Origin of the sequence: Sphingobium sp. LMA1-1-1.1 (assembly GCF_040676365.1) — a bacterium.
Classification (GTDB): Bacteria; Pseudomonadota; Alphaproteobacteria; order Sphingomonadales; family Sphingomonadaceae; genus Sphingobium.
Window position 1 is genome coordinate 64,335 of the sequence record NZ_JBEGHS010000074.1, and the last position, 25,629, is coordinate 89,963.

Here is a 25,629-nt window from a genome sequence, read left to right on the forward strand (position 1 = left end):
GTCATGCCGATGCGTCACCCACGCAAATTGGCACGGCTCTTGCGAATATCAGGCTGGATCACCCGTGGTTCACGCCATCAGGCCTCAGAACGGCGGGGGAGACGAATGTTTTAGGCCCTGTGGGGCGAAAAAACGGAAAGACGAAAATGTCGCTGGAAGACGGTTTGTTCGGGATCCATGGAAAGGCGCTGGCGCTTCGCTCGCAGCGCCTTTCCCTGCTCGCGTCCAATATCGCGAATGCTTCGACGCCGGGATACAAGGCGCGCGACATCGACTTCGAATCCGCCCTCAAGGAGGCCACCACGCAACAGGGCAAGTCGGCCGCCGACGTGTCCAGCGCTGTCGACGACTCCATGGGCTATCGCGTTCCGCTGCAACCCAGCCTTGACGGCAATACGGTCGAACTCAGCACCGAACAGACGCTGTTCGCGGAAAACGCCGTCAAGTATCGCACGACCCTCTCCTTCCTGGAGGGCCGCATCAACACCATCACCCGTGCGCTCAAGGGAGAATGAGCATGAGCGGTTCAGGTCCCCTCAACGTCTTCGACATCGCCGGCCGCGCCATGAGCGCGCAGCTCGTGCGGTTGAACGCCACGGCATCCAACATGGCCAATGCCGGCAACGTCACCGGCAGCGCGGCGGAGGCCTATCGCGCGATCAAGCCGGTGTTCCAGTCGGTCACCGACAGCCCCGGCGTCTCCACCGTCAAGGTGCAGAATGTCGTCACCACCAATGCCCAGCCCACCAAGCGCCACGATCCCAACCATCCCCTGGCGGACAAGAGTGGCGATGTCTGGGAGGCCGCCGTGGATAGCAGTGCGGAACTGGTCGACATGATCGAGACCGCCCGCATGTACCAGAACAATGTGCAGGTGCTGAACACCGCCAAGTCCCTGATGCTCGAAACCATAAGGATCGGCAAATGACGACCACCACCGCAACGGATAGCGCGGGTCTTTCGATCTACAATCCCTATGCCAATGTCGGGACGGGAAAGTCGGAAATGGGGCAGGCGGACTTCCTGCGCCTGCTGACCGCGCAGATGCAGACGCAGGACCCGTTCGAACCCGTCGACAACGCGCAGATGGTGGCCCAGATGGCGACCATCACCAACAGCAGCGGCATTGCGGAAATGAACCAGACGCTGAAGGGCCTGGCCTCTCAGCTCACCGGATCGCGCCTGGGCGATGCAGCAAGCTGGATCGGCAAGTCGATGCTGGTAAACAGCAACATCGCCGCCCCCGATGCCGCCGGCCAATATATGGGCCAGGTCAGCTTCGCGGACGCCACCAGCGGCGCTTCGGTCGACCTGATCGACGGCAACGGCAATGTCGTGAAGACGATCGATCTGGGCAACCAGGCCAAGGGCGACGTCAACTTCTTTTGGAACGGCAAGGATGAAGCCGGCAACACCATCGCCACCGATGCGCTGAAGATCAGGGTCAACGGCGCTTCCCCCAGCCGCGTCGCGAGCTGGGCCACCATCGCCGCCGTGCAGTCACCCGCCGACGGCAGTGCATCCAAACTCATCACGCCGCTCGGCACCTACTCGCCGGCCGACGCCATCTCCCTCGCCTGATCCGCAGCAGTTTCCTTTCACCTTCCAAATTCCTTTCACCCCCAAATTCCTTTCACCCAAGGAGCAACGCCATGTCCTTCTACATCTCGCTTTCCGGCCTGAAGGCCGCCCAGACCGACCTTGCGACCACCGCGAACAATGTCGCCAACGTCAACTCGACCGCCTTCAAGAAGAGCAAGGCCGTGTTCGGCGACATCTTCGCCGCCGCGCCGATGCAGACCACGACGCAGGTCGCGGGTCAGGGCGTGCGCTCGCAGGGGATCGACCAGCAATTCACCCAGGGCACGATCGAGACCACCGACAAGACGCTGGACCTTGCCATCACCGGCGAGGGCTTCTTCACGGTGAAGCGCAGCGCCGACAATCAGGTGGGCTACACCCGCAACGGCGCCTTCTCGGTCCAGGAGGATCGCTATGTGGTCGACACCACCGGCGCGCGTCTTCAGGTGATCCCGCTCGACCCCACCACCGGCGCTCCGACGGTCACGGGCACCTTGACCCCGGCCTCGCTGACCGACCTCAAGATTCCGACCAACTGGCCCGACGGCGGCACCGGCAACCAGCTCACCAGCGTGGGCGTGACCGAAGAAGGCAAGATCACCGGCGTCTATGCCGACGGATCGACCGTCTATCTGGGCGCGACCGCGATCGCCGCCTTCAACAGCCAGGAAGGCCTGCGCCAGAGCGGCGACGCCCACTGGACCGCCACCAACGCCAGCGGCACGCCGATGCTGGGGACCGGCAATAGCGGCCTGTTCGGCTCGGTTCGTTCGGGCGCGCTGGAACGGTCGAACGTCGACATCACCGAAGAACTGGTCAACCTGATCTCGGCCCAGCGCAACTTCCAGGCGAACTCGAAGGCGATCGAGGCGGCCAATACGCTCTCGACCACCATCGTGAACATGCGGAGCTGACAGTTCGCCTCGCCAGGCTGAGCATCTTTTGAAAAAGCCCACGGATCAAGGAATCCCCCATGGACAGGCTCGTCAACACGGCACTCACCGCGATGCGCGGCGCGATGGCGCGGCAGGCGGCGATCTCCAACAATCTGGCGAACGTCAACACCACCGGCTTCCGCGCGGAAATCGCGAATGCCGAGACACGCTGGATCAAGGGCGATACCTTCGACACGCGGGCACAGGCATCCGAACAGGTGATCGCCGCCGACATGGCGCAAGGCGCGGTCACGGAAACGGGCAATCCACTGGACGTGGCCATGAACGGCGATGCGATGCTCGCCGTTCAGGCCGCGGACGGCAGCGAAGCCTATACGCGCCGTGGCGACCTGAAGGTCAGTGACAGCGGCCTGCTCACCACCGGCGACGGCATGCCCGTGCTGGGCGATGGCGGCCCGATCACCCTGCCCCAGATGGACAGCGTTTCCATCGCCAAGGATGGCAGCATCTGGGGCGTTCCCCAGGGCGGCGATCCCGCCAATCCCCAACAGGTCGACAAGCTGAAGCTGGTGAGTCCCGTCGGCTCCAGCATAGCCAAGGGCACGGACGGCCTGTTTCGCGAAGTCAATGGCGGCGCCCTTCCCGACGATCCGCTCGCCAGCGTGACCGGCGGATCGCTGGAAGGATCGAACGTCAACGCCACGTCGGCCCTCGTCCAGATGATCGAGGCGAGCCGCGCCTGGGAAACCCAGGTCAAGATGATCGACACCGCCAAGCAGCTCGACGACGGCGGCGCATCGCTGATGCGGCTGGACTGATGACTGATCTGGCACGGCTCTTGCTTTTAATGATGCGATGAGCCTGCCTCACGGAGATAGACGATGACCAACGCCGCCCTTCATGTCGCCCGCACCGGCCTAGACGCGCAGAACACGAAGATGCGCGTGATCGCCAACAACCTGGCGAACGTCAACACCACCGGCTTCAAGCGCGACCGCGCCGATTTCGAGACGCTGGCCTATCAGCAGATCGTGGCGGCGGGCGCGAACAGCGACAGCCAGAACAAGTTCGCCACCGGCCTCAACCTCGGCTCCGGCGTGGCGATGCAGGGCACGGCCAAGATCAACAGCCAGGGCACGCTCAACCAGACCGGCAACACGCTGGACATGGCGATAGAGGGTTCGGGCTATTTCCAGGTGCAGCAGCCCGACGGCTCGATCGCCTATACCCGCGCCGGCAATTTCACGACCACGGCCGAAGGCGTCGTCGTCACCAGCGAAGGGCTGCCGCTGATCCCGCAGATCACGGTTCCCGAAGGCGCCACCAGCGTCACCATCGGCAATGACGGCACCGTCTCCGCCACGCTTCAGGGGCAGACCGAACCGACCCAGCTCGGCCAGATCGAACTGGCGAGCTTCATGAATCCGGGCGGGCTCACGGCGGTGGGCGGCAACCTGCTCAAGGAAAGCGCCGCCAGCGGCACGCCGCAGGTCGGCGTCGCCGGGCTGGACGGGCGCGGCGTCGTCCGCTCCGGCTATCTCGAAACCTCGAACGTCAATGTGGTCGAGGAACTGGTCGACATGATCGAGACGCAGCGCGCCTATGAGGTCAATTCCAAGATGATCAAGGCGACGGACGAAATGCTCCAGTACGTCAACCAGCAGCTGTGAGCATAGCGATGCGCAGAACGGCCATTTTCCTCCTCTTGGCGACGGCCCTTTCCGCCTCCCCGGCCATGGCCGGCAAGAAGCGCGACGCCGAACGGCAATTTTATGCCCCCACGGTGGTTGCCGCCCCAGCCGCTCCGCCCGCCAACGGCTCGATCTTCCAGGCGTCGATGGGCTATACCCCGCTCACCAGCGGGGCGCGGGCGACCAGCGTGGGCGACATCATCACCATCGTCCTGGTCGAAAGGACGCAGGCGACCAAGAGCAACAGCGCCGACACCAGCCGCGACGGCAGCATCGCGCTGACGCCGCCCAGCACCGGGCCGCTCTCCAAGATATTCTCCGCCAGCGACATCGGCTCCAGCGGCAGCAACAGCTTCACCGGCAAGGGCGCCGCGACCCAGTCCAATGCCCTGAATGGGGAGATCACCGTGACGATCGCGGCGACCTACCCCAACGGCACGATGCTGGTGAAGGGCGAAAAGGCGCTGACGCTCAATCGCGGCGACGAGTTCATCCAGATCAGCGGCCTCGTCCGCCAGGCCGACATCGGCCCCGACAACCGCATTGCCTCGACCCGCGTGGCCGATGCCAAGATCATCTACACCGGCAAGGGGGAAATCGCCCGCGCCAGCCGCCAGGGCTGGTTGCAGCGCTTCTTCTCCATGATCAGCCCCTTCTGATGGACATGCGCGCCATGACCCGCCTGCTGTTTCGCTTCCTGCTGCCCCTCATGGCCCTCTTCACCGTTCCGGCCCATGCCGAGCGGATCAAGGATCTGGGCACCTTCCAGGGGGTGCGTCCCAACCAGCTCACCGGCTACGGCATCGTCGTCGGCCTTGCCGGCACGGGCGACGACAGCCTGGACTATGCGACCCAGGGCATGAAGGGCGTGGTCTCGCGCTTCGGCCTCACCTTGCCGCAGGGGATCAACCCCGCACTCAAGAACGCGGCGGCCGTGCTGGTCACCGCCGACCTGCCCGCCTTCGCCAAGCCCGGCCAGCGGCTGGACGTCACCGTCTCCGCGCTGGGCAAGGCCAAGTCGCTGCGCGGCGGCACGCTGATCATGACGCCCCTGCGCGGCGCGGATAACGAGATTTACGGCATGGCGCAGGGCAACCTCGCCGTCGGCGGCCTCGGCGTTTCCGGCGCGGACGGCAGCCAGGTGTCGGTCAACGTTCCGTCCGCCGGCCGCATTCCGGGCGGCGCGACGGTGGAACGCGCGGTCGCGACCGGCTTCGACACCGCACCCACCCTCACCTTCAACCTGTCCGAAGCCGACCTCACCACCGCCCTTCGGGTCGCGGACGGCATCAATCGGACCTATGGCGACCATCGCGCCAAAGCCATGGACGCCGTGTCGGTCACGATCGACGCCGCGCCGGGCGCTTCAGACCGCATCATGATGATGGGCATGATCGAGAATATCGAGGTTTCGCCCGCCGACGCCCCGGCGAAGGTGATCGTCAACGCCCGCACCGGCACGGTCGTCATCAACGGCGCGGTGAAGATCCATCCCGCCGCGATCGCGCATGGCAAGATCACCGTCAGCGTCAACGAATCGCCCCGCGTGGTCCAGCCCGCACCCTTCTCGCAAGGGCAGACGGCGGTCGAGCAATCCAGTTCGATTTCGATCGATCAGGAAAAGAAACCGATGATCAATTTTAAAGGTGGAGCCTCTTTGGCCGATATAGTGAAAGCGGTGAACGCCATCGGCGCCTCCCCCGCGGACATGGTTGCGATCCTGGAAGCCTTGAAACAGGCCGGGGCGCTGAAGGCTGAACTGGTGGTGTTGTGATGCGGATAGACGGGACTTCAACGGCGACGGGCCAGCCGGGCGGGACGCAGAACAAGGCTGCGCTGGAAAAGGCGGCGCAGCAGTTCGAGGCGATCTTCCTGCGCCAGATGATGGGCGCGATGCGCTCGGCCAGCCTGGCCGAGGGCATCAGCGATTCCAGCGCCACCGACCAGTTCCGCGACATGGCCGACGCCCGCACCGCCGACAGCATGGCGAGCCGGGGCACGCTGGGCATAGCCGAGATGCTGATGCGCCAGTTCGGCGCCAAGGTCGGCGCCCCTGCACCCGCCGCCGCACCCGCCACCAATATGGGCAAGGGCGAATGAGCGACCTCTTCATCATCGGCGCGTCGGGTACCAAGGCCTATCGCAGCGCCATGGCGGCGATTTCGGAAAATATCGCCAATGCCAGCACCGAAGGCTATTCCCGCCGGTCGGTGACGACGATGGAATCCGGCTCCTCGACCGCGACCATGGCCGTCTACATCTCCCGCGCCAATTTCGGCGGTACGGAGGTCAAGAGCGTCAACCGCGCGACCGATCCCTATCTCGACGCGACCGTGCGCTACACCAACATGCAATTGGGCAGCGCGGTCTCGCGGATGCGCTGGCTGACCGATTCGGAAACGGCGCTCAACGACACGGAAACCGGCGTCGGCCAGCTCATGACCGGCATGTTCCAGAATATGGACAAGCTGGCCGCGAGCCCAAGCGACAATTCCCTGCGCGTGACGACGCTGGACAGCATCGGGCGCGTCGCCCAGGCCTTCAACCAGACTTCGGCCGACCTGAGCCAGGTGTCGAACGGCATCGCGACCGAGGCGCAGTCCTCGGTGACGACGGTCAACCAGGCGCTCTCTGCCCTCGCCGACATCAACAACAGCCTGCTGCGCGCGCAGCCGGGCACATCGGCCTATGCGCAGCTGCTCGACAGTCGCGACGCGGCATTGGGCACCCTGTCCACCAATCTCAATGTCGACATCAGCTTCGGCACGCATGACCAGGCGCAGGTGATGCTGAACGGACAGACGCTGGTGCAGGGCAGCAGCGCCACCCCGCTGGCCCTCACCGCCAACGCCAACGGCACGCTTTCGCTTGCCACCAGCGGCGGCACCGCTCTCGCCGCACCGACAAGCGGCACGCTGGGCGGGCTGTTCTCGGCCGCCGACACGGTCTCGCAGCGCCGCACCAGTCTCGATACGCTGGCGCAGCAGTTCGTCACGAACATGAACAACTGGCATGCGCAGGGCCGCACCGATGCGGGAACCGCCGGCGGGCCGCTGCTGTCCGGAACGACGGCCGCGACCGTGACCGCCCTCATCAGCGATCCGGCGCAGCTTGCCACCAAGGCGACGGACGGCACCCCCAACGGCAATCTGCTGACGGTATCGACCGTGCTGCGCGGCAATGGCAGTGTCGAGCAAGGCTGGACCAACCTGATCGCGACGCACGCCAACCTCCTTTCCTCCACCAAGGCGGAACAGACCACGGCGCAAAACCGCAGCGACCAGGCCGTGGCCGCGCGCGAGGCGGTCAGCGGCGTCGACCTGGACATGGAGGCGGCCGAACTGCTGCGCATCCAGCAGGCCTATTCGGGCAGCGCCAAGATCCTTCAGGTTGCGAAGGAAACTGTCGACGCCATTCTGCAGATCATCTGAACGGGAGCAACGGGACCATGGTCGGCATCACCAACAAGATCCTTCTGGCCGAGATTCGCCGTCAGCAGAAATTGTCGCAGGACATCGTCGATGGCCAGACCGCGATCTCGACCGGCGTGACGCTGAACAAGCCGTCGGACAACGCGCTCGCCTGGGTGCAGGTGTCGGACATCGGCCGGCAGCAGGCGCAACAGGCCGCCTGGCAGTCCAACATCAGCACCGGCACGGCCCGCGCCAACACGGCCGAGGCCAATCTGGGCGAGATGAACTCCCTGCTGACGCGCGCGCAGGAACTGATGACCCGTGCCCGCAACGGATCGCTCAACGCCACCGACAAGACGGCCATCGTCCAGGAAATGACGACGATCCGCTCCACCATCGATTCGCTGCTCAACCAGAAGGATTACAGCGGCGTCCCCGCCTTCGACGACGGACAGAGCGTGCTGGTCCCGGTCAGCCGCGGCCTCAATCTCGCCGTGGTCGGCACCCGGCAGGAAGTGTCGGAGGGGATCGACGTCAACGGCACGCCGATGACGCTCGACGCCATATTGGACCAGAGCATAACCGCCCTGCAAAGCGGCACCGACAGCGACGTCGCGGCCGGGCTCGACGCGATCAAGGCGGCCCAGAACCACGTCGTCCTGGAACAGACCAAGCAGGGCGTGCGCAGCGACCGGCTGGACGTGATCGGCACGCGTCTCACCAATGTCGACCTCGACCTCAAGGAACGGCGTTCCGGGCTGGAATCGACTGATCTTCAGGATGTGATCTCCTCGGTCTCGGCCAAGCTGCTCCAGCTTGAGGCAGCCCAGTCCGCCTTTGCCCGGATCAACCAGCAGAATCTGTTCGACCTGCTCAAATAAGATATCGTACCGAAAGGCGGGAACCGGTTTCCCGCCTGGAACGATGCAAAACCCGGAGCGCGCGTCCTGCGTCCGGTTTGACCCGGCGCTCTCCAGGCGCGCAGAGCAATCTCGCGGCCAAGCTCTTGAACGGGCGCCCCTTCCTCTTCGAAATCATCGTGATCGATTTTTCGACCGGCGCCCTAAATCTCGGCATCGCCAAGCCGTATTAACCAATCGAGAGCGTCTTTCATGCGATGCTCGGTCAAGACGGTGCCTTCGGGCGGAATTCGGGGATAATCATGTTCGCAATCATCGGCCTGGTCGTGCTGCTCGCCATGGTATTTGGCGGCTTCATCTTTACAGGCGGCGACATCGGCCCGGTTCTGCACGCCCTGCCGCATGAAATGATCATCATCGGCGGCGCGGCCGTCGGCGCGCTCATCATCGGCAATTCGGGCAGCGACCTGAAGGCGCTGGGCGGCGGCCTGGGCAAGGTCTTCAAGGGCCCGAAATACAAGAAGCAGGATTTCCTGGACTGCATCTTCCTCGTCTCCAAGCTGATGAAGACGCTCCGCGTCGAAGGCCCGGTGGCGCTGGAACCGCATATCGAGGATCCGGCAAGCTCCACCATCTTCTCCGAATATCCACGCCTGATGGGTGACAAGACGCTCATCCACCTGATCAGCGATACGTTGCGGCTGGTGGTCGTCTCCTCCGGCACGCTCGATCCGCACGCGGTCGAGGAGGTCATGGACAATGCGCTCAAGACCCATCACCACGAAGCGCTGCGTCCCGCCGACAATCTTCAGGGACTGGCCGACGCGCTGCCTGCCCTCGGCATCGTCGCGGCGGTGCTGGGCGTGGTGAAGACCATGGGTTCCATCGACCAGCCCCCGGCGATCCTGGGCGGCATGATCGGTTCGGCACTGGTCGGCACCTTCCTGGGCGTTCTGCTTGCCTATGGCATGGTCAACCCCTTCGCCAATCGCTGCCGCGCCGTGATCGAGGCCGACGGTTCCATGTACCATGTCGTCAAGCAGATCATCGTCGCATCGCTGCACGGCCACCCGCAGCCGCTGGTGATCGAGGCCGCCCGTTCCAGCCTGACCCACGCGAACCAGCCGGCCTTTGCCGAAGTGTTCGACGGCATGCGGGGCAAATAAGCCATGGCCGAGAAGAAGCGCGGCGCGAACGAGCCCGAACCACGGCCGATCATCGTCAAGAAGATCATCGTCGACGGCCATGGCGGCCATCATGGCGGCGCGTGGAAGGTCGCCTATGCCGACTTCGTGACGGCGATGATGGCCTTCTTCCTGCTGATGTGGCTGCTGGGCGCGACCACGGAAAAGCAGCGCAAGGGCCTGGCCGACTATTTCACGCCGACCCTGGTGCAGCTCAAGGAGAATTCCGCAGGCGCCAACGGCATGTTCGGCGGCGACAGCATGATGGGCAAGGAAAATTACCCGACCACCGGCGGTCAGGGCAATATGGCCATCACCATGCCGCGCGACGCGTCGGGCACCAAGGACCAGGGCGGCAAGGCCACCAAGGCCGCCGACCGGGCCCGGTTCGAATCGATCAAGAAGGAACTGGAGGCGCGCATGGCCCGCCGCCAGGCCATCCGGAAACTGCTGAAGAACATCCGCTTCACCGAAACGCGGGAAGGACTGCGCATCGACCTGATCGACGAGGCGGACTTCGCGATGTTCGCCATGGGCACGGATCGTCTGCTACCGCAGGCGCGCGAACTGGTGAACGAGGTCGCGGCGACGATCAGGACCATGCCCAATCCGCTGATCGTGCGCGGGCATACCGACGGCCTGCCCTACAGCGCCGGCCAGACGATGAACAACTGGATGCTCTCTTCCGCCCGCGCCGAAGCAACGCGCAAGGCGCTGGCGGCGAGCGGCATCGGCAATGACCGCTTCGCCCGGATAGAGGGCGTCGCCGACCGCGAACCCTTCGCCAAGGGCGATGTCTACGACCCGCGCAACCGCCGCATGTCGATCATCCTGGGTTGGAGCGCCGGCGCGAACGGCGGCGACGCGGACTCGCAGCTCGACGCAGAGACGAAGGCAGCCATCAAGGAGCGCGACAATCCAAAGACCCTGGCTCGGACCGAAGCGCAAAAGCTCGACATGGGCGGCACCAGCCTGCCCGCAGGGGCGCAGTTGATCAATCCGACGGCGCCGGGGACATCGAACAAGCCCGGCAAGCATTGAGCCGGACTGTCCGGCTCAATGCGTCCAGGGTGCCAGGGCAGGCTTGGACGCGATGACACCCACGACCTTCATATCGAAGGCATCATTGCCGCATCCGCAGGGTCAGGCCGATCGTGCGCGGGTCGCTGGGCGTTCCCACGATCAGCCCTGAATTGCCCGCCTGGATGGTCAGGTTCTGCATATAGTCCTTGTCGAACAGGTTGCGCGCGAACAACGCGATTTCAAATCCGTTCCCTGCGCGCAGACCGACACTGCCATTCACAACCGTATAGCCCTTGATGACGGTGTAGGCCGACGCCGTGGGATCGCCGAAGACGCGGGTTCGCGAACTGGAATCCGCATGAAGGAAGAACGCGCCCTTCCTGCCGAACAGATCCACCGACCGGCTATAATCAGCCCCCAATGTCACGGACCATTTGGGCAGGCCCGACAGGCCCCTGCCGCTCAGGTCGCAGGCGGACGTTCCGGTTCCGATCGCCTCGATCGGACAGGGGCCGCTCGGATAGGAAATATATTTTCCGTCCGCATAGGCCGCCGATGCGCGCAATTGCAGATCCTTCGTGACGAGCGCGATCATATCCGCTTCGACGCCCTTCACCCTGACCTTGGGAATATTGGCGAGATAGGTGCGCAAGGCCGCAGCCGCGCCGGTATCCGTGACGTTCGTCTGGAAATCCCGCACGCTCATATAATAGGCGTCGATATTGGCGATCAGCCGTCGGCTGAACAGGCTCGTCTTGAGGCCAATCTCATAAGCGCTGTTCTTCTCCGGCTTGATGACGGCGGTGTTCAGCGCGGGCTGGTTGTTGTTGTTCAGCGGCAGGCCCGACATGTTGATCCCGCCCGATTTCCCGCCCCGCGCATAGCTGGCATAGCCAAGCACATCCTCGCTCAACTGATAGGCGATGTTGGCGCGGCCCGTGACATCGCCGTCCTTGTCGCTGGCGGCATAGCTCTGCCCGCGCAATATGGACAATTGGCTCGCGCGCTGGGCCGCCGTCACATTGGCGGGGCCGCCGAAGGTGAAGCTGTCATAGGCGCCCTCCTTCTCCTCATAGGTATAGCGAAGCCCGCCCGTCAGCGTCAGGCGATCCGTCGGCCGCCAGTTCACCTCGCCAAAGGCGGCATAGCTGTCGGAGCGGAAATCGGTGCGTCCGTCGGTGCCATAGCCGTCAAGCAGGTTCGAATCCGCGAACAGCAACCAATAGGCCGCGCGCGGACCATAGATGGAAATGGGACGGCCCGTGATCTTCTGGCGGAAGAAATAGAGGCCAGCGACATAGCTGAACGGCCCCTCCCCATTGGAGGCCAGCCGCAACTCCTGACTATATTGGTCCTGGCGGGAGGGGATGTGCTGGACGAGCTGGATCGGGATGCCGGTATAGTCGCGGTCGTTCGCCGCGTCCCAGTTCCAGAACCGCCATGCACTGACCGATGTCAGCGTGCCCAGCCCCAGCTTCCAGTCCAGGATGGCCGAAACGCCGCCCTCATTCGTCTTGACGCCCAGGGCGGCATCAATGTCGGTCAGCCGGTCATAAGGGTTGAGGCTGGGCGGCGCATAGGGTCCGCCCGGCACATTGGCCGCCAGCGCGGCATATCGGCGGGCCGCCGCCTTCAGCGTCGGCGCAACCCGGACATAGACCTGCGTGCAGCATGCGCTTTCGAAATTGGTGAAATCGGCAATCAGGCGCAGTTGGAAATCTTCGGAAGGCTTGTAGAGAAGCTGGCCGCGAACGGCCTGGTTGCCCATGCTGTTCTGGTCGCGCCCGGTCACGACATTGTGGATGACGCCATCGCGGCGGGTCGACTGGCCCGACAGGCGGAAGGCGAGGCTATCGGTGATCGGCCCCGACGCCGATGCCTTGGCCTGCAGGAAATCATTGCTGCCATAGGATAATTCCTCCTGCGCTTCGGGCGTGAAGGTCGGCAGTTTGGTCGTGATGCTGATCGCTCCTGCCGTGCTGTTCTTGCCGAACAGCGTGCCCTGCGGGCCGCGAAGCACCTCGATCCGGTCGATGTCGGTGAAGTCGAAAGCGGCAGTGGCGGGCCGTGCGTGATAGACCTGATCGACGTAAAAGCCGACGCCGGGCTCCAGCCCGTCATTCGCCTGGCTGACCGCCACGACGCTGCTGCCGAGCCCCCGGATCGTGAAGGCGGTGTTGCGCGGGTTTGCCGAACTGTAATTGAGCGACGGGACAAGCAGGCTCAGTTGCCCGGTGTTCACCGTATAGGATTGATCGAGCAGCTTGCCGTCAACGACGGAAATCGCCGCGGGCACGGACTGGCTGTCTTCCACGCGCCGCCGGGCAGTGACCATGATCTGCGGCAGGCCACCCGATTCTGCGCTTTCGGCCCCTGCATCCGGCGTTGCATCCGGCGCTCCGGGAACCTCGGCCCAGGCCGGTGCGACGATAGTCAGAACGCCCAGGCCGAACGCCAGCGCACGCGCGGATAAATGCATGAATGCCCCCCTTTTTGGAAATGCCACCCGAATCTCTATATCCCGCCGTATATAGTGATGGATTGGCACTGCAAGTCGCGACAAAGGGGAATCGCGATGATCAGGGGCTGGTCAGTCGGGGGAGCCTTCGGCCTCGCCGTTGCGCGGCGCTGCCAGCAACAATTTCGTCAGTTCGGAATAGGCAGGGCTTCGGGTTATCGCGGAGGCTTCCTCGACCAAGGCGCGATAGGCGGCAAGCACGGCCAGACCATGTTCCGTGACGCGCGCGCCGCGCTCGCGTCCACCGCCCGACAAGGTTTCGACCAGCTTTTCCGCAAAACAGCGGTTCATCTCGTCCACCAGCAACCATGTACGCCGGTAGCTCATGCCAAGCGCACGGCCGGCTCCGGAAATCGAGCCCTCCCGTTTGATCGCCTCTAGCAGGGCCGCCTTGCCCGGCCCCATCGCAAAGCTGCTCCCGCAATGAAGCTGCAACTTGATCTTCAGCCGGCCGGTGTCCACCTCAACAATCCCTCTTGTCGAGAGCGCTGCTCTTTCTGCGGAAGCCCTGTTTCATTTTCATCCTGATCCGGTGATCGGCCCGCTATTGGCCTGGGGACTTTCGATATCATTGCCCAATAGCGAAATCGACAGGCACGTGCCGGATCCCGATCCACCTGCCACCGCCGCTCCCGGCCAAGGACACTCGCCAAAGCCTGTGTGACCCAGGGGCAACAGGAGCCCAACAAAAGATCCTATTCCTCCGAACATGCCAGTTCTGCCTGTCCTATTGCACGCTGGCGGGCCTATCGCCCACCCCTCTTTGAAACGTTCATATCCCGCCCACCACGCCTATGCGCGCGCAGGCACGCGCGCGCATACACTGTGAACTTCGGCGGAAAACAGCCATTTTCAGGCCGGCAGGACCAGGCTTGCCTCCAACCCGCCCTGCGCGCGGTTGGCCAGTTTCAGCGCGCCGCCATGTTCGATCATGATCGCCCGCACCAGCGCCAGCCCCAGGCCCGCCCCGCCCGTTTCCCGGTTGCGCGAGCCCTCCAGCCGGGTGAAGGGCTCCATCATTTCCGCCATCCGTTCCTCGGCTATGCCTGGCCCGTCATCCGCCACGATCAACCGGACCGCGCCGTCCGCCCGTTCGACCGAAACATGCGCCCGCTCGCCATAGACGATGGCATTTTCGATCAGGTTGCGCAGGGCGCGGCGAATCTGCTGGGGACGGACATTGGCCACCGCGCGCGCACTGTCGGCCAGGTCGACCGGGGAACCAAGCTCCAGAAAATCCTCGACCACGGCATCGGCCAGCGCCGACAGGTCCACCTTCTGCCGGGCTTCGCTGCTGCGCCCGGCGCGGGCGAGAGAGAGGATATCCTCCAGCATCCGGTTCATCTCCTCGATCGTCTCGGACATGCGGGCGCGCTCGCCCTCGTCCTCCACCGATTCGGTGCGCACGCGCAGCGAGGCCAGCGGCGTGCGCAGGTCATGGCCGATCGCGCCCAGCATCCGGTCTTTCTCGTTCAGCATCGCGAAGATGCGGCTGCGCATCGCATTGAAGGCCATGGTGAGCTGCCGCACGTCGCCGGGGCCGCGCTCCTCCACCGCATCGGCCGATCCGGTAAGGGCGAATTGTTCCGCCGAGGCGGTCAACTGCTTCAATGGCCGCGCCAGCCTGCGACCGACCCACAGCAGCGGCAGCAGCACGATCGCGTAGAGGATCAGCGTCTGCCCCACCAGCCAGCCGCCAAAGCGTGGCGGCCGGTCGCCGATGCGTGTCTGCGTCAGCGCCCATTTTCCCGGCTGATATTCGACGGCCATGGCCAGGCGGGTCACATGCACATGACCATGCCTGTCTCCGCCCGCGCGCATGCGGAAATTGTCCCAGCGCCGCAGGGGCAGCAACTGCGGCTGTTCGGCCGCATGGATGGAGCGGACCGAAAGCCCGACATCGTCGAACATCGCCCTGGCGCGACGCTCCACGTCCGGTCGGGACTGGCCCTGCAACGGCGGGGCAGCGTCCAGGAAGCGCACCCGTCCTCGCCGGTCCGCCTCATCCCCGCCGCGCTGGTCCGGCCGGCTGTCGAGCGCGTCGACGATGCGAAAGACGCCAGGAGCCGTCTGCGCGGTAAGCTCGATCCGTTGACGTTCGCGCAGCAACAGGGTGAAATTGATCGCCTGCGCCACGAACAGCGCCAGCGCGACAAGGATGATGATCTGGCCGACGACGCCCTGCGGCCACAGGCGCAGCCGCCTCACAGCTTGCGCACGTCCGCGGACAGGGTGTAACCGCCGCCCCACACCGTCTTGATGAGGGTCGGGTTCCTGGGATCAGGCTCTATCTTCTTGCGCAGGCGGCTGATCTGGTTGTCGATCGCCCGGTCGAAGGCATTGGCCTCCCGCCCCTGGGTGATGTCCAGCAACTGGTCGCGGCTCAGCACCTGATTGGGCCGGGTGGCGAAGGCCAGCATCAGATTATATTCCGCCGTGGACAGCGGCAGCGCTACGCCCTCGCCGTCGACCAGCGTGCGCTCCTGCGTCTTGAGCAACCAGTTGGCGAAAGCATAGGTGGCGCCATCGGTCGCGGTGACGCGCTGCCCACCGGTCGCCACGCGGCGAAAGATCACCTTGATGCGGGCAACCAGCTCACGCGGGGAAAAGGGCTTCAGCACATAATCGTCGGCCCCCATTTCCAGCCCGACGATGCGGTCCGTCTCTTCCGATTTCGCCGTGAGCAGGATGACCGGAATCTCGCTCGTTTCCCGGATATGGCGACAGAGCGACAACCCGTCCTCGCCCGGCATCATGATGTCCAGAATGACCAGGTCGATGGCATTGGCTTTAAGGCGTATCCGTGCTTCCGCCGCGTTTTCGACGGCCGTCACGCGAAAGCCGTTGCGGACAAGATATTGCGCCAGCGGCTCGCGGATCGAGCGCTCGTCGTCGACGAGCAGCAAATGGGGTCGTTCGCTCATGGTCCGGTTCTTGTCATGGCTGGAAGCAGGTGGGAAGGCCGAAGGCGCCATCGACGCCTTCGACCCAGCCCTTAATCGGCGGGCGGCGGGGGCGGCCCCTTGCGGTCTTTCCAACCATCGCGGAACGCCTGCCGCGCAGCCTTCATCTCTTCTGCGGTCACCTTGCCGTCATGGTTGGTGTCGGCCTTGTCGAACATGGCGAGGGGGCGCGCCATGAAATCCGCCCTGGTGATCACGCCGTCCTTCGCCATTCCACCGTCCGGGCCGCCGCGCATGCCGGGGCCGCGATGACCCCAGCCGCCACGATCCGGGCCGCCATGGCCGCCGATACGGTCCTGCCGGCCCTCATGCCCGGCGACGAATTCCGCCTTGCTGATCTGACCGTTCCTGTCGGTATCCAGAGCCGCAAAGCGCGCATCGAGCCGCTGCTGGCGTAGGATATCGCGATCCGCCTGATCAATCTTGCCGTCCTTGTTGACGTCCAGCCTGGCGAAGCGGGCATCCAGCGCGGCCGTCAGTTCCGCCTTGGTGACAGTGCCGTCCTTGTCGGCATCGGCCATCATCAGCATGCCACCGCCGCGAGGGCCGCCGGCGCGGGGCGGTCCATCCTGCGCGAAGGCGAGATGGCTGGCCGCCAGCCCGCCAACGAACAGCGAACCCAGCGCCACCGTAGTCATGAATTTGCGGATCATTCGAGTCTTCCTTCAAAGCATCTGTCACGAACGGCGCTCCGCCGTCCTTGAAAACGCTTATCGGGGAGTTTTGTCCCGCAACTTTGTCATCAGGCCCGATAAATGTCGCAATTTGTATCGCGAACCATGCCTGTCTTCCTTTCCCCGGCGCACCAACAATAGCGACGCCGGGGACGGAAGGCGGTCAGCGGTCGCGACGGCCCAACAGGCGCAGGCGAAGCGCGTTCAGCTTGATGAAACCCGCCGCGTCGCGCTGGTCATAGGCGCCCGCATCATCCTCGAAGGTCACGACCTTCTCGCTGTACAGCGAATAAGGCGACTTGCGGCCAACGACATAAACACCGCCCTTGTAGAGCTTCAGGCGAACCGTGCCGGTCACCTTCTCCTGGCTGTGGTCGATCGCCGCCTGCAGCATTTCGCGCTCCGGCGAGAACCAGAAGCCGTTATAGATGAGCTCGGCGTAGCGCGGCGCCAGTTCATCCTTCAGATGCGCGGCGCCGCGATCGAGCGTCAGCTGCTCGATGCCCCGGTGCGCCAGATGATAGATGGTGCCGCCCGGCGTTTCATACATGCCGCGCGACTTCATGCCGACGAAGCGGTTCTCGACCAGGTCGAGCCGGCCGATGCCATGCTTGCGGCCATATTCGTTGAGCGTTTCCAGCAGCGTCGCCGGGCTCATGCCGACGCCGTTGATCGCCACGCCGTCGCCACGCTCGAAATCGATGGTGATATATTCCGGCGCGTCAGGCGCATCCTCCGGATTGACGGTGCGCGAATAGACATAGTCCGGGGTTTCCTCCCACGGATCTTCCAGCACCTTCCCCTCCGAAGAGGTGTGCAGCATGTTCGCATCCGTCGAAAAGGGGCTTTCGCCGCGCTTGTCGCGCGGGATCGGGATCTGGTGCTTTTCGGCGAATTCGATCAGCCTGGTGCGGCTGGTCAAATCCCATTCCCGCCAGGGGGCGATCACCTTGATGTCGGGGGCAAGGCCGTAATAGCCAAGCTCGAAGCGCACCTGATCATTGCCCTTTCCCGTCGCGCCGTGCGACACCGCATCCGCGCCAATCAGCTTCGCGATCTCGATCTGGCGCTTGGCGATCAGCGGGCGGGCGATGGATGTGCCGAGCAGATAGAGCCCTTCATAGAGCGCGTTGGAGCGCATCATCGGGAACACATAATCCTTCACGAATTCTTCGCGCAGGTCGTCGATGAAGATGTGCTCTTCCTTGACACCCATCAGCCGTGCCTTCGCACGTGCCGGTTCCAGTTCCTCGCCCTGCCCCAGATCGGCAGTGAAGGTCACTACCTCGCACTGGTAGGTCTGTTGCAGCCATTTCAGGATCACGCTGGTATCCAGCCCACCTGAGAAGGCAAGAACGATGCGGTTGATCTTGTCGGACATGGGCAACTTTCCTTGAGGCGGGCCTGGGCGGCCATGCAATTACCGGCGGGCCGGTATCAGGCCGAACGATCCAGCGCAACTGGATCGGCGGAACTATTGCATGACAAAGGGGATACCGATCGGGACCGGCATCCCCTTTCCTCAAGGAATCCAATCGGACTCAGCTTGTCCGCGGCTTGAAGACACCCTCGCGTCGACGGTCGGAACCAAAGCGATACACCGTCTGCGTGGCCGCCCTCGCGGGCCGGGGCGATTCGGTCGGAGCCAAGCTTTCCGCGACTATCGGCGTTTGAACCTGCTTCTGCCGCTGCGCCAGCAGGAATTTTGCTCTGGTCCTGCGCTTGGCATGGGTGCGGAACGGGTTTTCCGCGCTGGGCGGTGCAGCCACCATCGCCTCCAAGGTGCTTTCCTCCTCGCTTGGCACCGGTGCGACCGCAGGGGACGGCGTCATCAAGGGCATGGCCGGAACAGGTCGCTGGGCAGCCTGCACAGGCTCGGGCTGGATAATCTCGCCCTCCCAATGCTCCACTTCCTGACGATGCGCGCGTCTGCGCATCAGCGCAGCACCGGCAAGGCCGATCATCAGCAAGGAGCCGCCGCCCAACGCCCAAAGCAATGCGGGATCGCTCCGGGCCTCCGACGATGCGGGCGGTGCCTGCCTTTCCGGCGCAGCGGGTGCAGCCGGCGCGACCGCCTCAGCTAATGGCGCAGATGACGCAGGGGCAGATGGTGCAGGGGACGGCGCTTCACGCTGTGTCAGGGGCTCGGAACGTTGTGGGGCCGCAACGGGCTCGGTGCGGGCTATCGTGCGGGCAGCGGGCCGGGGCGCCTTGCGCTTCACCGGGGCTGCGGCAGGAACGGCCTGCGCCTCCTCCGCTTGCGACGCTGTAATAGCCGCGTCCAACCGCTGCTCGACCGAAGGCGTCGATTGGACCACCGGTTGGGAAGGCGCGAAAACCGGAGCAGGCGAAGCTGCCGGCGGCGTCTGTGCGACGGGAGGATCGACGATCACCGGTTGCGCAGGCGGAATGACCGTCTGCGCGAACAGCGTAGGCGAACTGATAGCCAGAACAGCGGCAATCGCGGCCCTGGCGGGGCGAAGTGAGCGAATATGTCCAGTCATAGCGAATGTTAAACCCGTGAGCTGCGGGTTTAAACGCAACGGCTGCAGCCTATTCCGGATCAGTCGAGCCAAATCACGGACAGAATGATCGATCGAGCAGAAAAATTAACAGCTGTTCATCTTCTTTCCGAAGATTTCGTATTCCATCTTCGTGCCAATCGCTCAGGAATAGTGAAGCTTTATTTGGTATCATCATCCCTGCGATCGCGGCGCGCGCCATCGATCAAGCGCTTCTTGCGTTCTTCTTCCGCTGCCTCAATCTGGCGTTCCGCCTTCGTGCGACCGAACTTCACGCGATTGCCATGCGCCTGCCGTTCCCGATCCGCCCGAGCCTTCGCCTTGCGCGCCTGTCGAAGATTGACGATGTCGCCCATGCCGTGGACGGAGCCTCTATGACGGGAATGGAGCGGGTAGCGGGGATCGAACCCGCATCACAAGCTTGGAAGGCTAGTGCTCTACCATTGAGCTATACCCGCCCGTCAGGCTGAGCGCCCTGCCATCTTTGGGCGGCCCTCGTCAATATGGCAAAGAGATATTCACCCAATATCCGCCTTAACCCCGCACGATATTTGCACTATCAGGGGCTCATGGCCACGCCTTCCCTGCGCCAGTTGGATATATTCGCGCAGATGGTGGCATCGGGCAGCCTCTTGCGCTGCGCCCGTGATCTTGGCGTTTCGGCCGACGATGTCGCCCGCGATCTGGCCTCGCTGGAACTGCGCCTCGGCTATCGCCTGTTCGACGATCTTGCCGGCAATCCCCACCTGACGCCGGCCGGCCGAAAAACAGCGGAAGCCATGACGCTGCTGTCGCAGGACCAGCCGGAAAACTGGCAGGTCGACCAGGCCAACGACATGACATCGCCGTCGCCTGCCGCGCCGCTGGCCGAATCCCCTCCTTCAAGGCAAAACATCGTCCTGGCGGCCCCAGCCCCGGTTTTCGGCCATTTCCAGGATGCGCTTGCCGCTTTCGAGGCGGCGAATGACGACATAGCGATCACGCTCGACCTGACGATCCACCTGGCGGACGAAGCCGCCTGGTCGCTGCGGCGAGGCAAGGCCGACATAGCCTATTTCTATGCCCTGGGCGAAACGGACGAGCCCCCCTCCCGCTATGGCTGGTCAGAACAGATCAACCTTTACGCGGGCGTCGATCACCCCCTCGCCCGCCGCGACAGTGTGGCCACGACTGAGCTTGCCGCAATCCCGACGCTCGCCATGGAACCGCGCAACAGCCTGCGGCGGATCATCGACGAGGCGCTGCTGCGCAGTGGCATAAGGTTGGGGGATCCGGTGCTGGAGACCGACAATCTGTTCGACATCATGACCATATTGCGCGAAGGCGCCGGCTGCTTTGCCGCCTTCGGCCCGCTCGCCCGTGATCTTGGACGAATGACCGGCATCAGGCGGATTGCACTCGAACAGCCGTTGCCAGCCATCGAAGTGCGACAGGCTGTCGGCAGCGAAAGCCCCGCCGCCGCCGCGGCGCTCGCGGAATTTCTCTTTCTCTGATTGCTTCTCGCGGTGCACTCAAACCGTTTCGGGCGCGATGGATCAAATCCGGCTCGTGCGATGTTGATATGCTATATCATTTCAGATAGGAGGGCACCATCTTCTTCCCAATCATGAAGGATGACGAACCGAATGTATCGTTCCGCACTGTTGCGTGCCGGTTGCGCCCTCTCCGCATTGTCTGCCAGTTTGCCCGCCATGGCCCAGGCTCCGGCATCGGACTCCTCTCCCCAGGGTTATCATGATCAGCGGGCCGACATCGTCGTCACCGCCATCATTCCCCGCCGGCAAGGCGATATTCTTTCAGGTACGTCGGTCGTGTCCGGCGAAGAGCTGACCAGGTCGCTGCGTCCGACGATCGGCGACACGCTCGCCCGCCAGCCTGGCGTATCCGCGACCTCCTTCGGCCCCAATGCATCGCGCCCCGTGCTGCGCGGCTTCCAGGGCGAACGCGTGCGCATCCTCACCGACGGCATAGGCAGCTTCGACGTCTCGAACACCTCTGTCGATCACGCCGTGGCGATCAACCCCCTCACCGCCGATCGCATAGAGGTGCTGCGCGGACCCGCCGCCCTGCTCTACGGTTCCTCAGCCATTGGCGGCGTAGTCAATGTGATCGACAGCCGCATTCCCCGCCGCGTGCCGGACGAACCGATCCACATCGACGGCATCGCCACCTATGGCAGCGCCGCCCATGAACGCACCGGATCGGGCGAGATCGAAGCGCCCATTGGCGACAAGTTCGTTGTCCATTTCGATGGCAGCTATTCCAGAAGCGGCGACCTGGACACCGGCAACTACATCCTGACCCCCGCGCTGCGGGCACAGGCGGCTGCCAGCGGCGATCCGGCAATCCGCGACCTCGCCAGCCTGAGAGGCAAGCTGCCCAACAGCGGAGCGCGAACCTGGGAAGTGGCGGGCGGCGCGGCGCTCATCACCGATGGCGGCAATCTGGGCTTTTCGGTCGCGCATACCGACAATTTCTACGGCGTGCCGGTCCGCTATTCGCTCGATGCCGATGGCGAAGCGGAAAAGGTGCGGTTGCACATGAAGCAGGATCGTGCCGATCTGCGCGCCGAATTGCCGGTCAATGGCGGCTTCCTGGAATCCATCCGCCTCCGCGCCGGCTTCGCCGACTATCAGCATCAGGAGATCGAGGAGACGGGCGAGGTCGGCACGACATTCTACAACCAGTCGATCGAATCGCGGCTCGAACTGGTGCAGGCGAAGCGCGGCGGATGGGACGGCGCGATCGGCGCGCAGTTCTTCGCGCGCAACTTCCATGTCGAGGGGGAGGAAAAGTTCCTGCCGCGCAACGAAACGGAGCAACTGGGCTTCTTCACGCTGCAGTCCTTCGACCTGGGCACCACCCGGATCGAACTGGGCGGCCGTTATGAACATACGCGCGTCGCAGCGGATGCGGACGAGACCTTGTTCAACCCCGCCTATCATCGCAGCTTCAATGCGCTGTCCGGCTCACTGGGTGTCAGTCAGGAACTCGTGCCCGGCTGGCGCGTCGGACTGAACCTGTCCCGTACGGAGCGGGCTCCTTCGGCCGAAGAGCTGTTTGCCCGCGGCAATCACGCCGGAACGCAAGCCTTTGAACTCGGCAATCCTGATTTCGGACTGGAAAAGAGCTGGGGCATCGAAGGCACGCTGCGCGGCCAGGGCGATGGCTACACGCTCTCGCTCTCGGCCTATCATAACTGGTTCAACGGCTATATCTACGATGTGCGGGTCGATGACGGCGTCTGCATGGCCGCCAATGGGGGCGAACCGCTATCCTTCCCCTGCTACCAGAATCTGCAGGCGAATGCCCGCTATCTCGGCTTTGAAGCGGAAGGCACGGTGAAGTTGGGGCAGATCGGCAGCTATGCCCTCAACCTGGACGGCGTGGCAGATTATGTGCGCGCCACCATCGTCGGATCCGGCCCGGCGCCGCGCATACCTCCGCTGCGTCTGCTGGGCGGCCTGGAACTGCAGGGCGATCGGCTGAGCGTTCGCGGCGAAGTCGAACGCAGCTTCGCCCAGAACCGCATCACCGACACCGAAACGCCGACCGACGGCTTCACACTGGTCAACGCATCGTTGTCCTTCAAGCCGATAAAGGGCAACGGCCGGACGACCATCACCCTTTCCGCCAACAATATCTTCGATGTGGAGGCGCGGCGGGCGGCCAGTTTCCTGAAGGACTACGCCCCCCTGGCGGGACGGGATATCCGGCTGACGGCGCGGCTTTCGATCTGATAACCTGCTTGATTGCGCAATGTGACGATTTCGTTACAAGGCGCGGATGGACCAGGGGTGGGCAAAACTCGATCGGATGCGCCAGCGGGCGTATAAGGGCGGCTGAATGCGTCAGATCGCCGCCCTTCCCTATTCGACCGGCCCTGACGGGTCGATGCGGATCCTGTTGATCACCTCGCGCGATACCCGCCGCTGGGTGATCCCCAAGGGCAATCGCATCAAGGGCATGGCCGGCCATCGCGCCGCCGAGCTAGAGGCCTATGAAGAGGCGGGCATTCACGGCATTGCCTGCCCTGCGCCGCTCGGCCGCTATCGCTATGACAAGAAGCGGCGGCGGGGCGACACGAAAGAGGCGACTGTCGAGGTTTTCCCGCTTGCGGTGACGGGCCAGTTGTCGCAATGGCCCGAACAAGGGCAGCGGGAACTGCGATGGTTCCCGGTTGCCGAAGCTGCAAAGGCTGTCGACGAACCCGATCTGCAATCCATCATCGCCGCTTTCCGCGAACCACCCCGTGATCCGGGCCTGTTCGTGCGGACGTTGCTGCGGGTCAAGGAATGGCAAAGCGAAAGGACTGGAATGCTGCGCTGGTTTCACGCGCTGATGCCCAAGCAAGGGCGCTTTTTCGAGCAGTTCGAGGATCATGCTGCGACCCTGGTCGCCGGTGCTGATGCGCTCGCCAAGCTGCTGAAGGGCGGGCCGGACATCGATGCCCATATCAAGGAGATTTCGGACCGGGAGCATGAGGCGGACGACATCATCCGCGAAGTGCTGCAGGATGTGCGCCGCATCTTCGTGACGCCGTTCGATCGCAGCGCCATCACCGGACTGATCGGGGTGATGGACGACGCCATCGACCAGATGAACCAGACGGCCAAGGCTATCGCGCTGTTCGAGGTGACGGAATTTCCGTCCCAGATGCAGGACATGAGCGCGCTGATCGTCGAATGCGCGCGGATCACGGCGGAGACGATGCCGCTGCTGCGTTCACTGAACCTCAATTCGGCACGGCTGCATGACCTGACCGAACGGCTGGTGAAGCTGGAGGGGCATGCCGACATCCTGCATGAGGCGGGACTGAAAGCGCTCTACAATCAGGCGCGGCAGGGCAATCCGATGGATTTCGTCGTCGGAAACGAAATCTACAGCCATCTGGAGAAGGTGACGGATCGGTTCGAGGACGTCGCCAACGAGATTTCCGGCCTGGTCATCGACCACGCCTGATCCGGCCAGAGAAGACAAGAGCCGCAGACATATGGAAGCCCAACTCGCCTTTCCGCTGCTGGTCGCGCTGATCGGCATCGCGCTGCTGTTCGATTTCCTGAACGGGCTGCACGACGCCGCCAACTCGATCGCGACCATCGTATCGACGCGGGTCCTGAAACCGCAATATGCGGTCGCGTGGGCGGCGTTCTTCAATTTCATCGCCTTCCTCTTCTTCGGGCTGCATGTGGCGGAGACGGTGGGCAAGGGCATTGTCGATGCCAGCATCATCGATCCGGCCGTGATTTTCGGCGCGCTGATGGGGGCGATCGCCTGGAACCTCATCACCTGGGGGTTGGGCATCCCTTCCTCCAGCAGTCATGCGCTGATCGGCGGATTGCTGGGCGCGGGGACCGCCAAGGCCGGGGCTTCGGCAGTGGTATGGAGCGGGGTGTTCAAGACCAGCGCCGCCATCGTGCTGTCGCCTGCGATCGGGCTGGTCCTGGCATTGCTGCTGGTGCTGATCGTGAGCTGGATCTTCCGGCGCTTCACGCCGCAGGGGGCGGACCGGGTGTTCCGGAAGATGCAGCTTGTGTCGGCGTCGCTCTATTCGCTGGGGCATGGCGGCAATGACGCGCAGAAGACGATGGGGATCATCGCGGTGCTGCTCTATTCGCAAGGCATGCTGACGGGCGGATTCCATGTGCCCTTCTGGGTGGTGTTGAGCTGTCAGGCGGCGATGGGCATGGGGACGTTGCTGGGCGGATGGAAGATCGTCCACACCATGGGATCGAAGATCACGCGATTGACGCCGGGGCAGGGATTTTGCGCGGAGACGGGCGGGGCGTTGACGCTGTTCCTGGCGACGCATCTGGGCGTGCCGGTATCGACGACCCATACCATCACCGGCGCGATCGTGGGCGTGGGGGCTTCGCGGCGGTTGTCGGCGGTCCGGTGGAACGTGGCGTCGAGCATCATCGTCGCCTGGGTGGTGACACTGCCGGCGGCGGCGGCGATCGGCGCGGCCTTTTACGGGCTGACGCGGCTTTTCTGACGGGAAAAGGGCGCGGTCGGTTTTTCCGCCGCGCCCTTCCCTCTCCTGAACCTCGAAATGATCAGCCCACCCGGCCGAGGCGGTGGTAGAGATTGGCGTATTTGACCGATTCCGGCTGGTCCTGAACCTCGCGCAGATAATGGGCGATGGCGGTGCGGATCAGGCCGAAATCCTCCGGCGAGAAAACCGCGCGGGAGCGGGCGGGCTGGGGTGCTTGGGTCGTTTCCATGGGGCTTCCTTTCCGTTGGGATGACGCATCAAACCATGAACCTGTCGGTCAATGAAGGGCGATTAGTGAGGCGGTGTCAT

Annotated in this window: 26 protein-coding genes and 1 tRNA gene; 17 read left to right on the plus strand and 10 right to left on the minus strand. The window is 64.0% G+C overall.

Annotated elements, in window-relative coordinates:
* Window positions 1–146: 146 nt before the first annotated feature.
* The 13 genes from flgB to MRBLMA1_RS22010 all read left to right on the plus strand — a co-directional run bounded on the left by flgB (window position 147) and on the right by MRBLMA1_RS22010 (window position 10,666).
* A complete protein-coding gene (gene flgB / locus MRBLMA1_RS21950; RefSeq protein ID WP_363740037.1) occupies window positions 147–515 on the plus strand; it encodes a flagellar basal body rod protein FlgB in 369 nt (122 codons plus the stop codon).
* 2 nt (window positions 516–517) lie between these two features.
* On the plus strand, window positions 518–928 hold the full coding sequence (gene flgC, locus MRBLMA1_RS21955) for a flagellar basal body rod protein FlgC (RefSeq protein WP_363739944.1): 411 nt from the start codon (window positions 518–520) through the stop codon (window positions 926–928).
* A complete protein-coding gene (locus tag MRBLMA1_RS21960; protein ID WP_363739946.1) occupies window positions 925–1,581 on the plus strand; it encodes a flagellar hook assembly protein FlgD in 657 nt (218 codons plus the stop codon). Before flgC ends, MRBLMA1_RS21960 begins: the two co-directional genes overlap by 4 nt.
* Window positions 1,582–1,652: 71 nt before the next feature.
* Entirely contained in the window at window positions 1,653–2,495 is an 843-nt protein-coding gene (locus MRBLMA1_RS21965; protein WP_363739949.1) for a flagellar hook-basal body complex protein, read from the plus strand.
* Window positions 2,496–2,554: 59 nt separating this feature from the next.
* Window positions 2,555–3,295, plus strand: a complete 741-nt coding sequence (locus MRBLMA1_RS21970; RefSeq protein ID WP_133653839.1) for a flagellar basal body rod protein FlgF — start codon at window positions 2,555–2,557, stop codon at window positions 3,293–3,295.
* A 63-nt stretch (window positions 3,296–3,358) separates the two neighbouring features.
* Window positions 3,359–4,147 (plus strand): flagellar basal-body rod protein FlgG, encoded by a 789-nt coding sequence (gene flgG, locus MRBLMA1_RS21975; RefSeq protein ID WP_363739952.1) that lies wholly within the window; start codon window positions 3,359–3,361, stop codon window positions 4,145–4,147.
* A gap of 8 nt (window positions 4,148–4,155) precedes the next feature.
* Window positions 4,156–4,827, plus strand: a complete 672-nt coding sequence (locus MRBLMA1_RS21980) for a flagellar basal body L-ring protein FlgH (RefSeq protein ID WP_363739955.1) — start codon at window positions 4,156–4,158, stop codon at window positions 4,825–4,827.
* A gap of 14 nt (window positions 4,828–4,841) precedes the next feature.
* Window positions 4,842–5,942, plus strand: a complete 1,101-nt coding sequence (locus tag MRBLMA1_RS21985) for a flagellar basal body P-ring protein FlgI (protein WP_363739957.1) — start codon at window positions 4,842–4,844, stop codon at window positions 5,940–5,942.
* A complete protein-coding gene (locus MRBLMA1_RS21990; protein WP_363739960.1) occupies window positions 5,942–6,268 on the plus strand; it encodes a rod-binding protein in 327 nt (108 codons plus the stop codon). Before MRBLMA1_RS21985 ends, MRBLMA1_RS21990 begins: the two co-directional genes overlap by 1 nt.
* Entirely contained in the window at window positions 6,265–7,599 is a 1,335-nt protein-coding gene (gene flgK / locus MRBLMA1_RS21995) for a flagellar hook-associated protein FlgK (protein ID WP_363739963.1), read from the plus strand. Before MRBLMA1_RS21990 ends, flgK begins: the two co-directional genes overlap by 4 nt.
* A gap of 17 nt (window positions 7,600–7,616) precedes the next feature.
* Complete coding sequence (locus tag MRBLMA1_RS22000) at window positions 7,617–8,462, plus strand: flagellin (RefSeq protein ID WP_363739965.1); 846 nt, start codon at window positions 7,617–7,619, stop codon at window positions 8,460–8,462.
* 281 nt (window positions 8,463–8,743) lie between these two features.
* Window positions 8,744–9,607, plus strand: a complete 864-nt coding sequence (gene motA, locus MRBLMA1_RS22005; RefSeq protein ID WP_007682571.1) for a flagellar motor stator protein MotA — start codon at window positions 8,744–8,746, stop codon at window positions 9,605–9,607.
* A 3-nt stretch (window positions 9,608–9,610) separates the two neighbouring features.
* Window positions 9,611–10,666 carry a flagellar motor protein MotB gene (locus tag MRBLMA1_RS22010; protein WP_363739967.1) on the plus strand — a complete coding sequence of 352 codons (1,056 nt, stop codon included), beginning with the start codon at window positions 9,611–9,613 and terminating at the stop codon, window positions 10,664–10,666.
* Between the two features lie 82 nt (window positions 10,667–10,748).
* Here the strand turns inward: MRBLMA1_RS22010 and MRBLMA1_RS22015 are convergent, their stop codons facing one another.
* The 9 genes from MRBLMA1_RS22015 to MRBLMA1_RS22055 all read right to left on the minus strand — a co-directional run bounded on the left by MRBLMA1_RS22015 (window position 10,749) and on the right by MRBLMA1_RS22055 (window position 19,783).
* Window positions 10,749–13,127 carry a TonB-dependent receptor gene (locus tag MRBLMA1_RS22015; RefSeq protein ID WP_363739969.1) on the minus strand — a complete coding sequence of 793 codons (2,379 nt, stop codon included), beginning with the start codon at window positions 13,125–13,127 and terminating at the stop codon, window positions 10,749–10,751.
* A 111-nt stretch (window positions 13,128–13,238) separates the two neighbouring features.
* A complete protein-coding gene (locus MRBLMA1_RS22020) occupies window positions 13,239–13,628 on the minus strand; it encodes a winged helix-turn-helix domain-containing protein (protein WP_363739970.1) in 390 nt (129 codons plus the stop codon).
* Between the two features lie 390 nt (window positions 13,629–14,018).
* Entirely contained in the window at window positions 14,019–15,374 is a 1,356-nt protein-coding gene (locus MRBLMA1_RS22025) for an ATP-binding protein (RefSeq protein WP_363739971.1), read from the minus strand.
* Window positions 15,371–16,090 (minus strand): response regulator, encoded by a 720-nt coding sequence (locus MRBLMA1_RS22030; RefSeq protein ID WP_363739973.1) that lies wholly within the window; start codon window positions 16,088–16,090, stop codon window positions 15,371–15,373. The genes MRBLMA1_RS22025 and MRBLMA1_RS22030 overlap by 4 nt, the downstream gene beginning before the upstream one ends.
* A gap of 71 nt (window positions 16,091–16,161) precedes the next feature.
* Window positions 16,162–16,782, minus strand: a complete 621-nt coding sequence (locus MRBLMA1_RS22035) for an EF-hand domain-containing protein (protein ID WP_363739975.1) — start codon at window positions 16,780–16,782, stop codon at window positions 16,162–16,164.
* A 184-nt stretch (window positions 16,783–16,966) separates the two neighbouring features.
* Window positions 16,967–18,184, minus strand: coding sequence for an argininosuccinate synthase (locus MRBLMA1_RS22040; RefSeq protein WP_363739976.1), 1,218 nt, complete (start codon window positions 18,182–18,184; stop codon window positions 16,967–16,969).
* 160 nt (window positions 18,185–18,344) lie between these two features.
* Complete coding sequence (locus MRBLMA1_RS22045) at window positions 18,345–18,773, minus strand: hypothetical protein (RefSeq protein ID WP_363739978.1); 429 nt, start codon at window positions 18,771–18,773, stop codon at window positions 18,345–18,347.
* 713 nt (window positions 18,774–19,486) lie between these two features.
* Window positions 19,487–19,681 carry a DUF4169 family protein gene (locus tag MRBLMA1_RS22050; protein ID WP_363739980.1) on the minus strand — a complete coding sequence of 65 codons (195 nt, stop codon included), beginning with the start codon at window positions 19,679–19,681 and terminating at the stop codon, window positions 19,487–19,489.
* 28 nt (window positions 19,682–19,709) lie between these two features.
* A tRNA-Gly gene (locus MRBLMA1_RS22055) sits at window positions 19,710–19,783 on the minus strand.
* 111 nt (window positions 19,784–19,894) lie between these two features.
* On the opposite strand from MRBLMA1_RS22055, the gene MRBLMA1_RS22060 reads away from it, so the two are divergent.
* The 4 genes from MRBLMA1_RS22060 to MRBLMA1_RS22075 all read left to right on the plus strand — a co-directional run bounded on the left by MRBLMA1_RS22060 (window position 19,895) and on the right by MRBLMA1_RS22075 (window position 25,320).
* Window positions 19,895–20,818 (plus strand): LysR family transcriptional regulator, encoded by a 924-nt coding sequence (locus MRBLMA1_RS22060; RefSeq protein ID WP_363739982.1) that lies wholly within the window; start codon window positions 19,895–19,897, stop codon window positions 20,816–20,818.
* Between the two features lie 132 nt (window positions 20,819–20,950).
* Window positions 20,951–23,065 carry a TonB-dependent receptor gene (locus MRBLMA1_RS22065; RefSeq protein WP_363739984.1) on the plus strand — a complete coding sequence of 705 codons (2,115 nt, stop codon included), beginning with the start codon at window positions 20,951–20,953 and terminating at the stop codon, window positions 23,063–23,065.
* Window positions 23,066–23,171: 106 nt separating this feature from the next.
* Entirely contained in the window at window positions 23,172–24,287 is a 1,116-nt protein-coding gene (locus MRBLMA1_RS22070) for a DUF47 family protein (protein WP_363739986.1), read from the plus strand.
* A 31-nt stretch (window positions 24,288–24,318) separates the two neighbouring features.
* On the plus strand, window positions 24,319–25,320 hold the full coding sequence (locus MRBLMA1_RS22075; RefSeq protein WP_363739988.1) for an inorganic phosphate transporter: 1,002 nt from the start codon (window positions 24,319–24,321) through the stop codon (window positions 25,318–25,320).
* 61 nt (window positions 25,321–25,381) lie between these two features.
* On the opposite strand, the gene MRBLMA1_RS22080 is transcribed toward MRBLMA1_RS22075, so the two are convergent.
* The gene (locus MRBLMA1_RS22080) at window positions 25,382–25,549 is read right to left on the minus strand and encodes a hypothetical protein (RefSeq protein WP_166666390.1); all 168 of its coding nucleotides are present in this window, start codon (window positions 25,547–25,549) and stop codon (window positions 25,382–25,384) included.
* Between the last annotated feature and the right edge of the window lie 80 nt (window positions 25,550–25,629).

Bases quoted from the DNA above. Each gene is read 5' to 3' on its own strand.
- flgB (WP_363740037.1), top strand. From the start codon at position 147: ATGTCGCTGGAAGACGGTTTGTTCGGGATCCATGGAAAGGCGCTGGCG.
- flgC (WP_363739944.1), top strand. From the start codon at position 518: ATGAGCGGTTCAGGTCCCCTCAACGTCTTCGACATCGCCGGCCGCGCC.
- MRBLMA1_RS21960 (WP_363739946.1), top strand. From the start codon at position 925: ATGACGACCACCACCGCAACGGATAGCGCGGGTCTTTCGATCTACAAT.
- MRBLMA1_RS21965 (WP_363739949.1), top strand. From the start codon at position 1,653: ATGTCCTTCTACATCTCGCTTTCCGGCCTGAAGGCCGCCCAGACCGAC.
- MRBLMA1_RS21970 (WP_133653839.1), top strand. From the start codon at position 2,555: ATGGACAGGCTCGTCAACACGGCACTCACCGCGATGCGCGGCGCGATG.
- flgG (WP_363739952.1), top strand. From the start codon at position 3,359: ATGACCAACGCCGCCCTTCATGTCGCCCGCACCGGCCTAGACGCGCAG.
- MRBLMA1_RS21980 (WP_363739955.1), top strand. From the start codon at position 4,156: ATGCGCAGAACGGCCATTTTCCTCCTCTTGGCGACGGCCCTTTCCGCC.
- MRBLMA1_RS21985 (WP_363739957.1), top strand. From the start codon at position 4,842: ATGACCCGCCTGCTGTTTCGCTTCCTGCTGCCCCTCATGGCCCTCTTC.
- MRBLMA1_RS21990 (WP_363739960.1), top strand. From the start codon at position 5,942: ATGCGGATAGACGGGACTTCAACGGCGACGGGCCAGCCGGGCGGGACG.
- flgK (WP_363739963.1), top strand. From the start codon at position 6,265: ATGAGCGACCTCTTCATCATCGGCGCGTCGGGTACCAAGGCCTATCGC.
- MRBLMA1_RS22000 (WP_363739965.1), top strand. From the start codon at position 7,617: ATGGTCGGCATCACCAACAAGATCCTTCTGGCCGAGATTCGCCGTCAG.
- motA (WP_007682571.1), top strand. From the start codon at position 8,744: ATGTTCGCAATCATCGGCCTGGTCGTGCTGCTCGCCATGGTATTTGGC.
- MRBLMA1_RS22010 (WP_363739967.1), top strand. From the start codon at position 9,611: ATGGCCGAGAAGAAGCGCGGCGCGAACGAGCCCGAACCACGGCCGATC.
- MRBLMA1_RS22015 (WP_363739969.1), bottom strand. From the start codon at position 13,127: ATGCATTTATCCGCGCGTGCGCTGGCGTTCGGCCTGGGCGTTCTGACT.
- MRBLMA1_RS22030 (WP_363739973.1), bottom strand. From the start codon at position 16,090: ATGAGCGAACGACCCCATTTGCTGCTCGTCGACGACGAGCGCTCGATC.
- MRBLMA1_RS22035 (WP_363739975.1), bottom strand. From the start codon at position 16,782: ATGATCCGCAAATTCATGACTACGGTGGCGCTGGGTTCGCTGTTCGTT.
- MRBLMA1_RS22040 (WP_363739976.1), bottom strand. From the start codon at position 18,184: ATGTCCGACAAGATCAACCGCATCGTTCTTGCCTTCTCAGGTGGGCTG.
- MRBLMA1_RS22050 (WP_363739980.1), bottom strand. From the start codon at position 19,681: ATGGGCGACATCGTCAATCTTCGACAGGCGCGCAAGGCGAAGGCTCGG.
- MRBLMA1_RS22060 (WP_363739982.1), top strand. From the start codon at position 19,895: ATGGCCACGCCTTCCCTGCGCCAGTTGGATATATTCGCGCAGATGGTG.
- MRBLMA1_RS22065 (WP_363739984.1), top strand. From the start codon at position 20,951: ATGTATCGTTCCGCACTGTTGCGTGCCGGTTGCGCCCTCTCCGCATTG.
- MRBLMA1_RS22070 (WP_363739986.1), top strand. From the start codon at position 23,172: ATGCGTCAGATCGCCGCCCTTCCCTATTCGACCGGCCCTGACGGGTCG.
- MRBLMA1_RS22075 (WP_363739988.1), top strand. From the start codon at position 24,319: ATGGAAGCCCAACTCGCCTTTCCGCTGCTGGTCGCGCTGATCGGCATC.
- MRBLMA1_RS22080 (WP_166666390.1), bottom strand. From the start codon at position 25,549: ATGGAAACGACCCAAGCACCCCAGCCCGCCCGCTCCCGCGCGGTTTTC.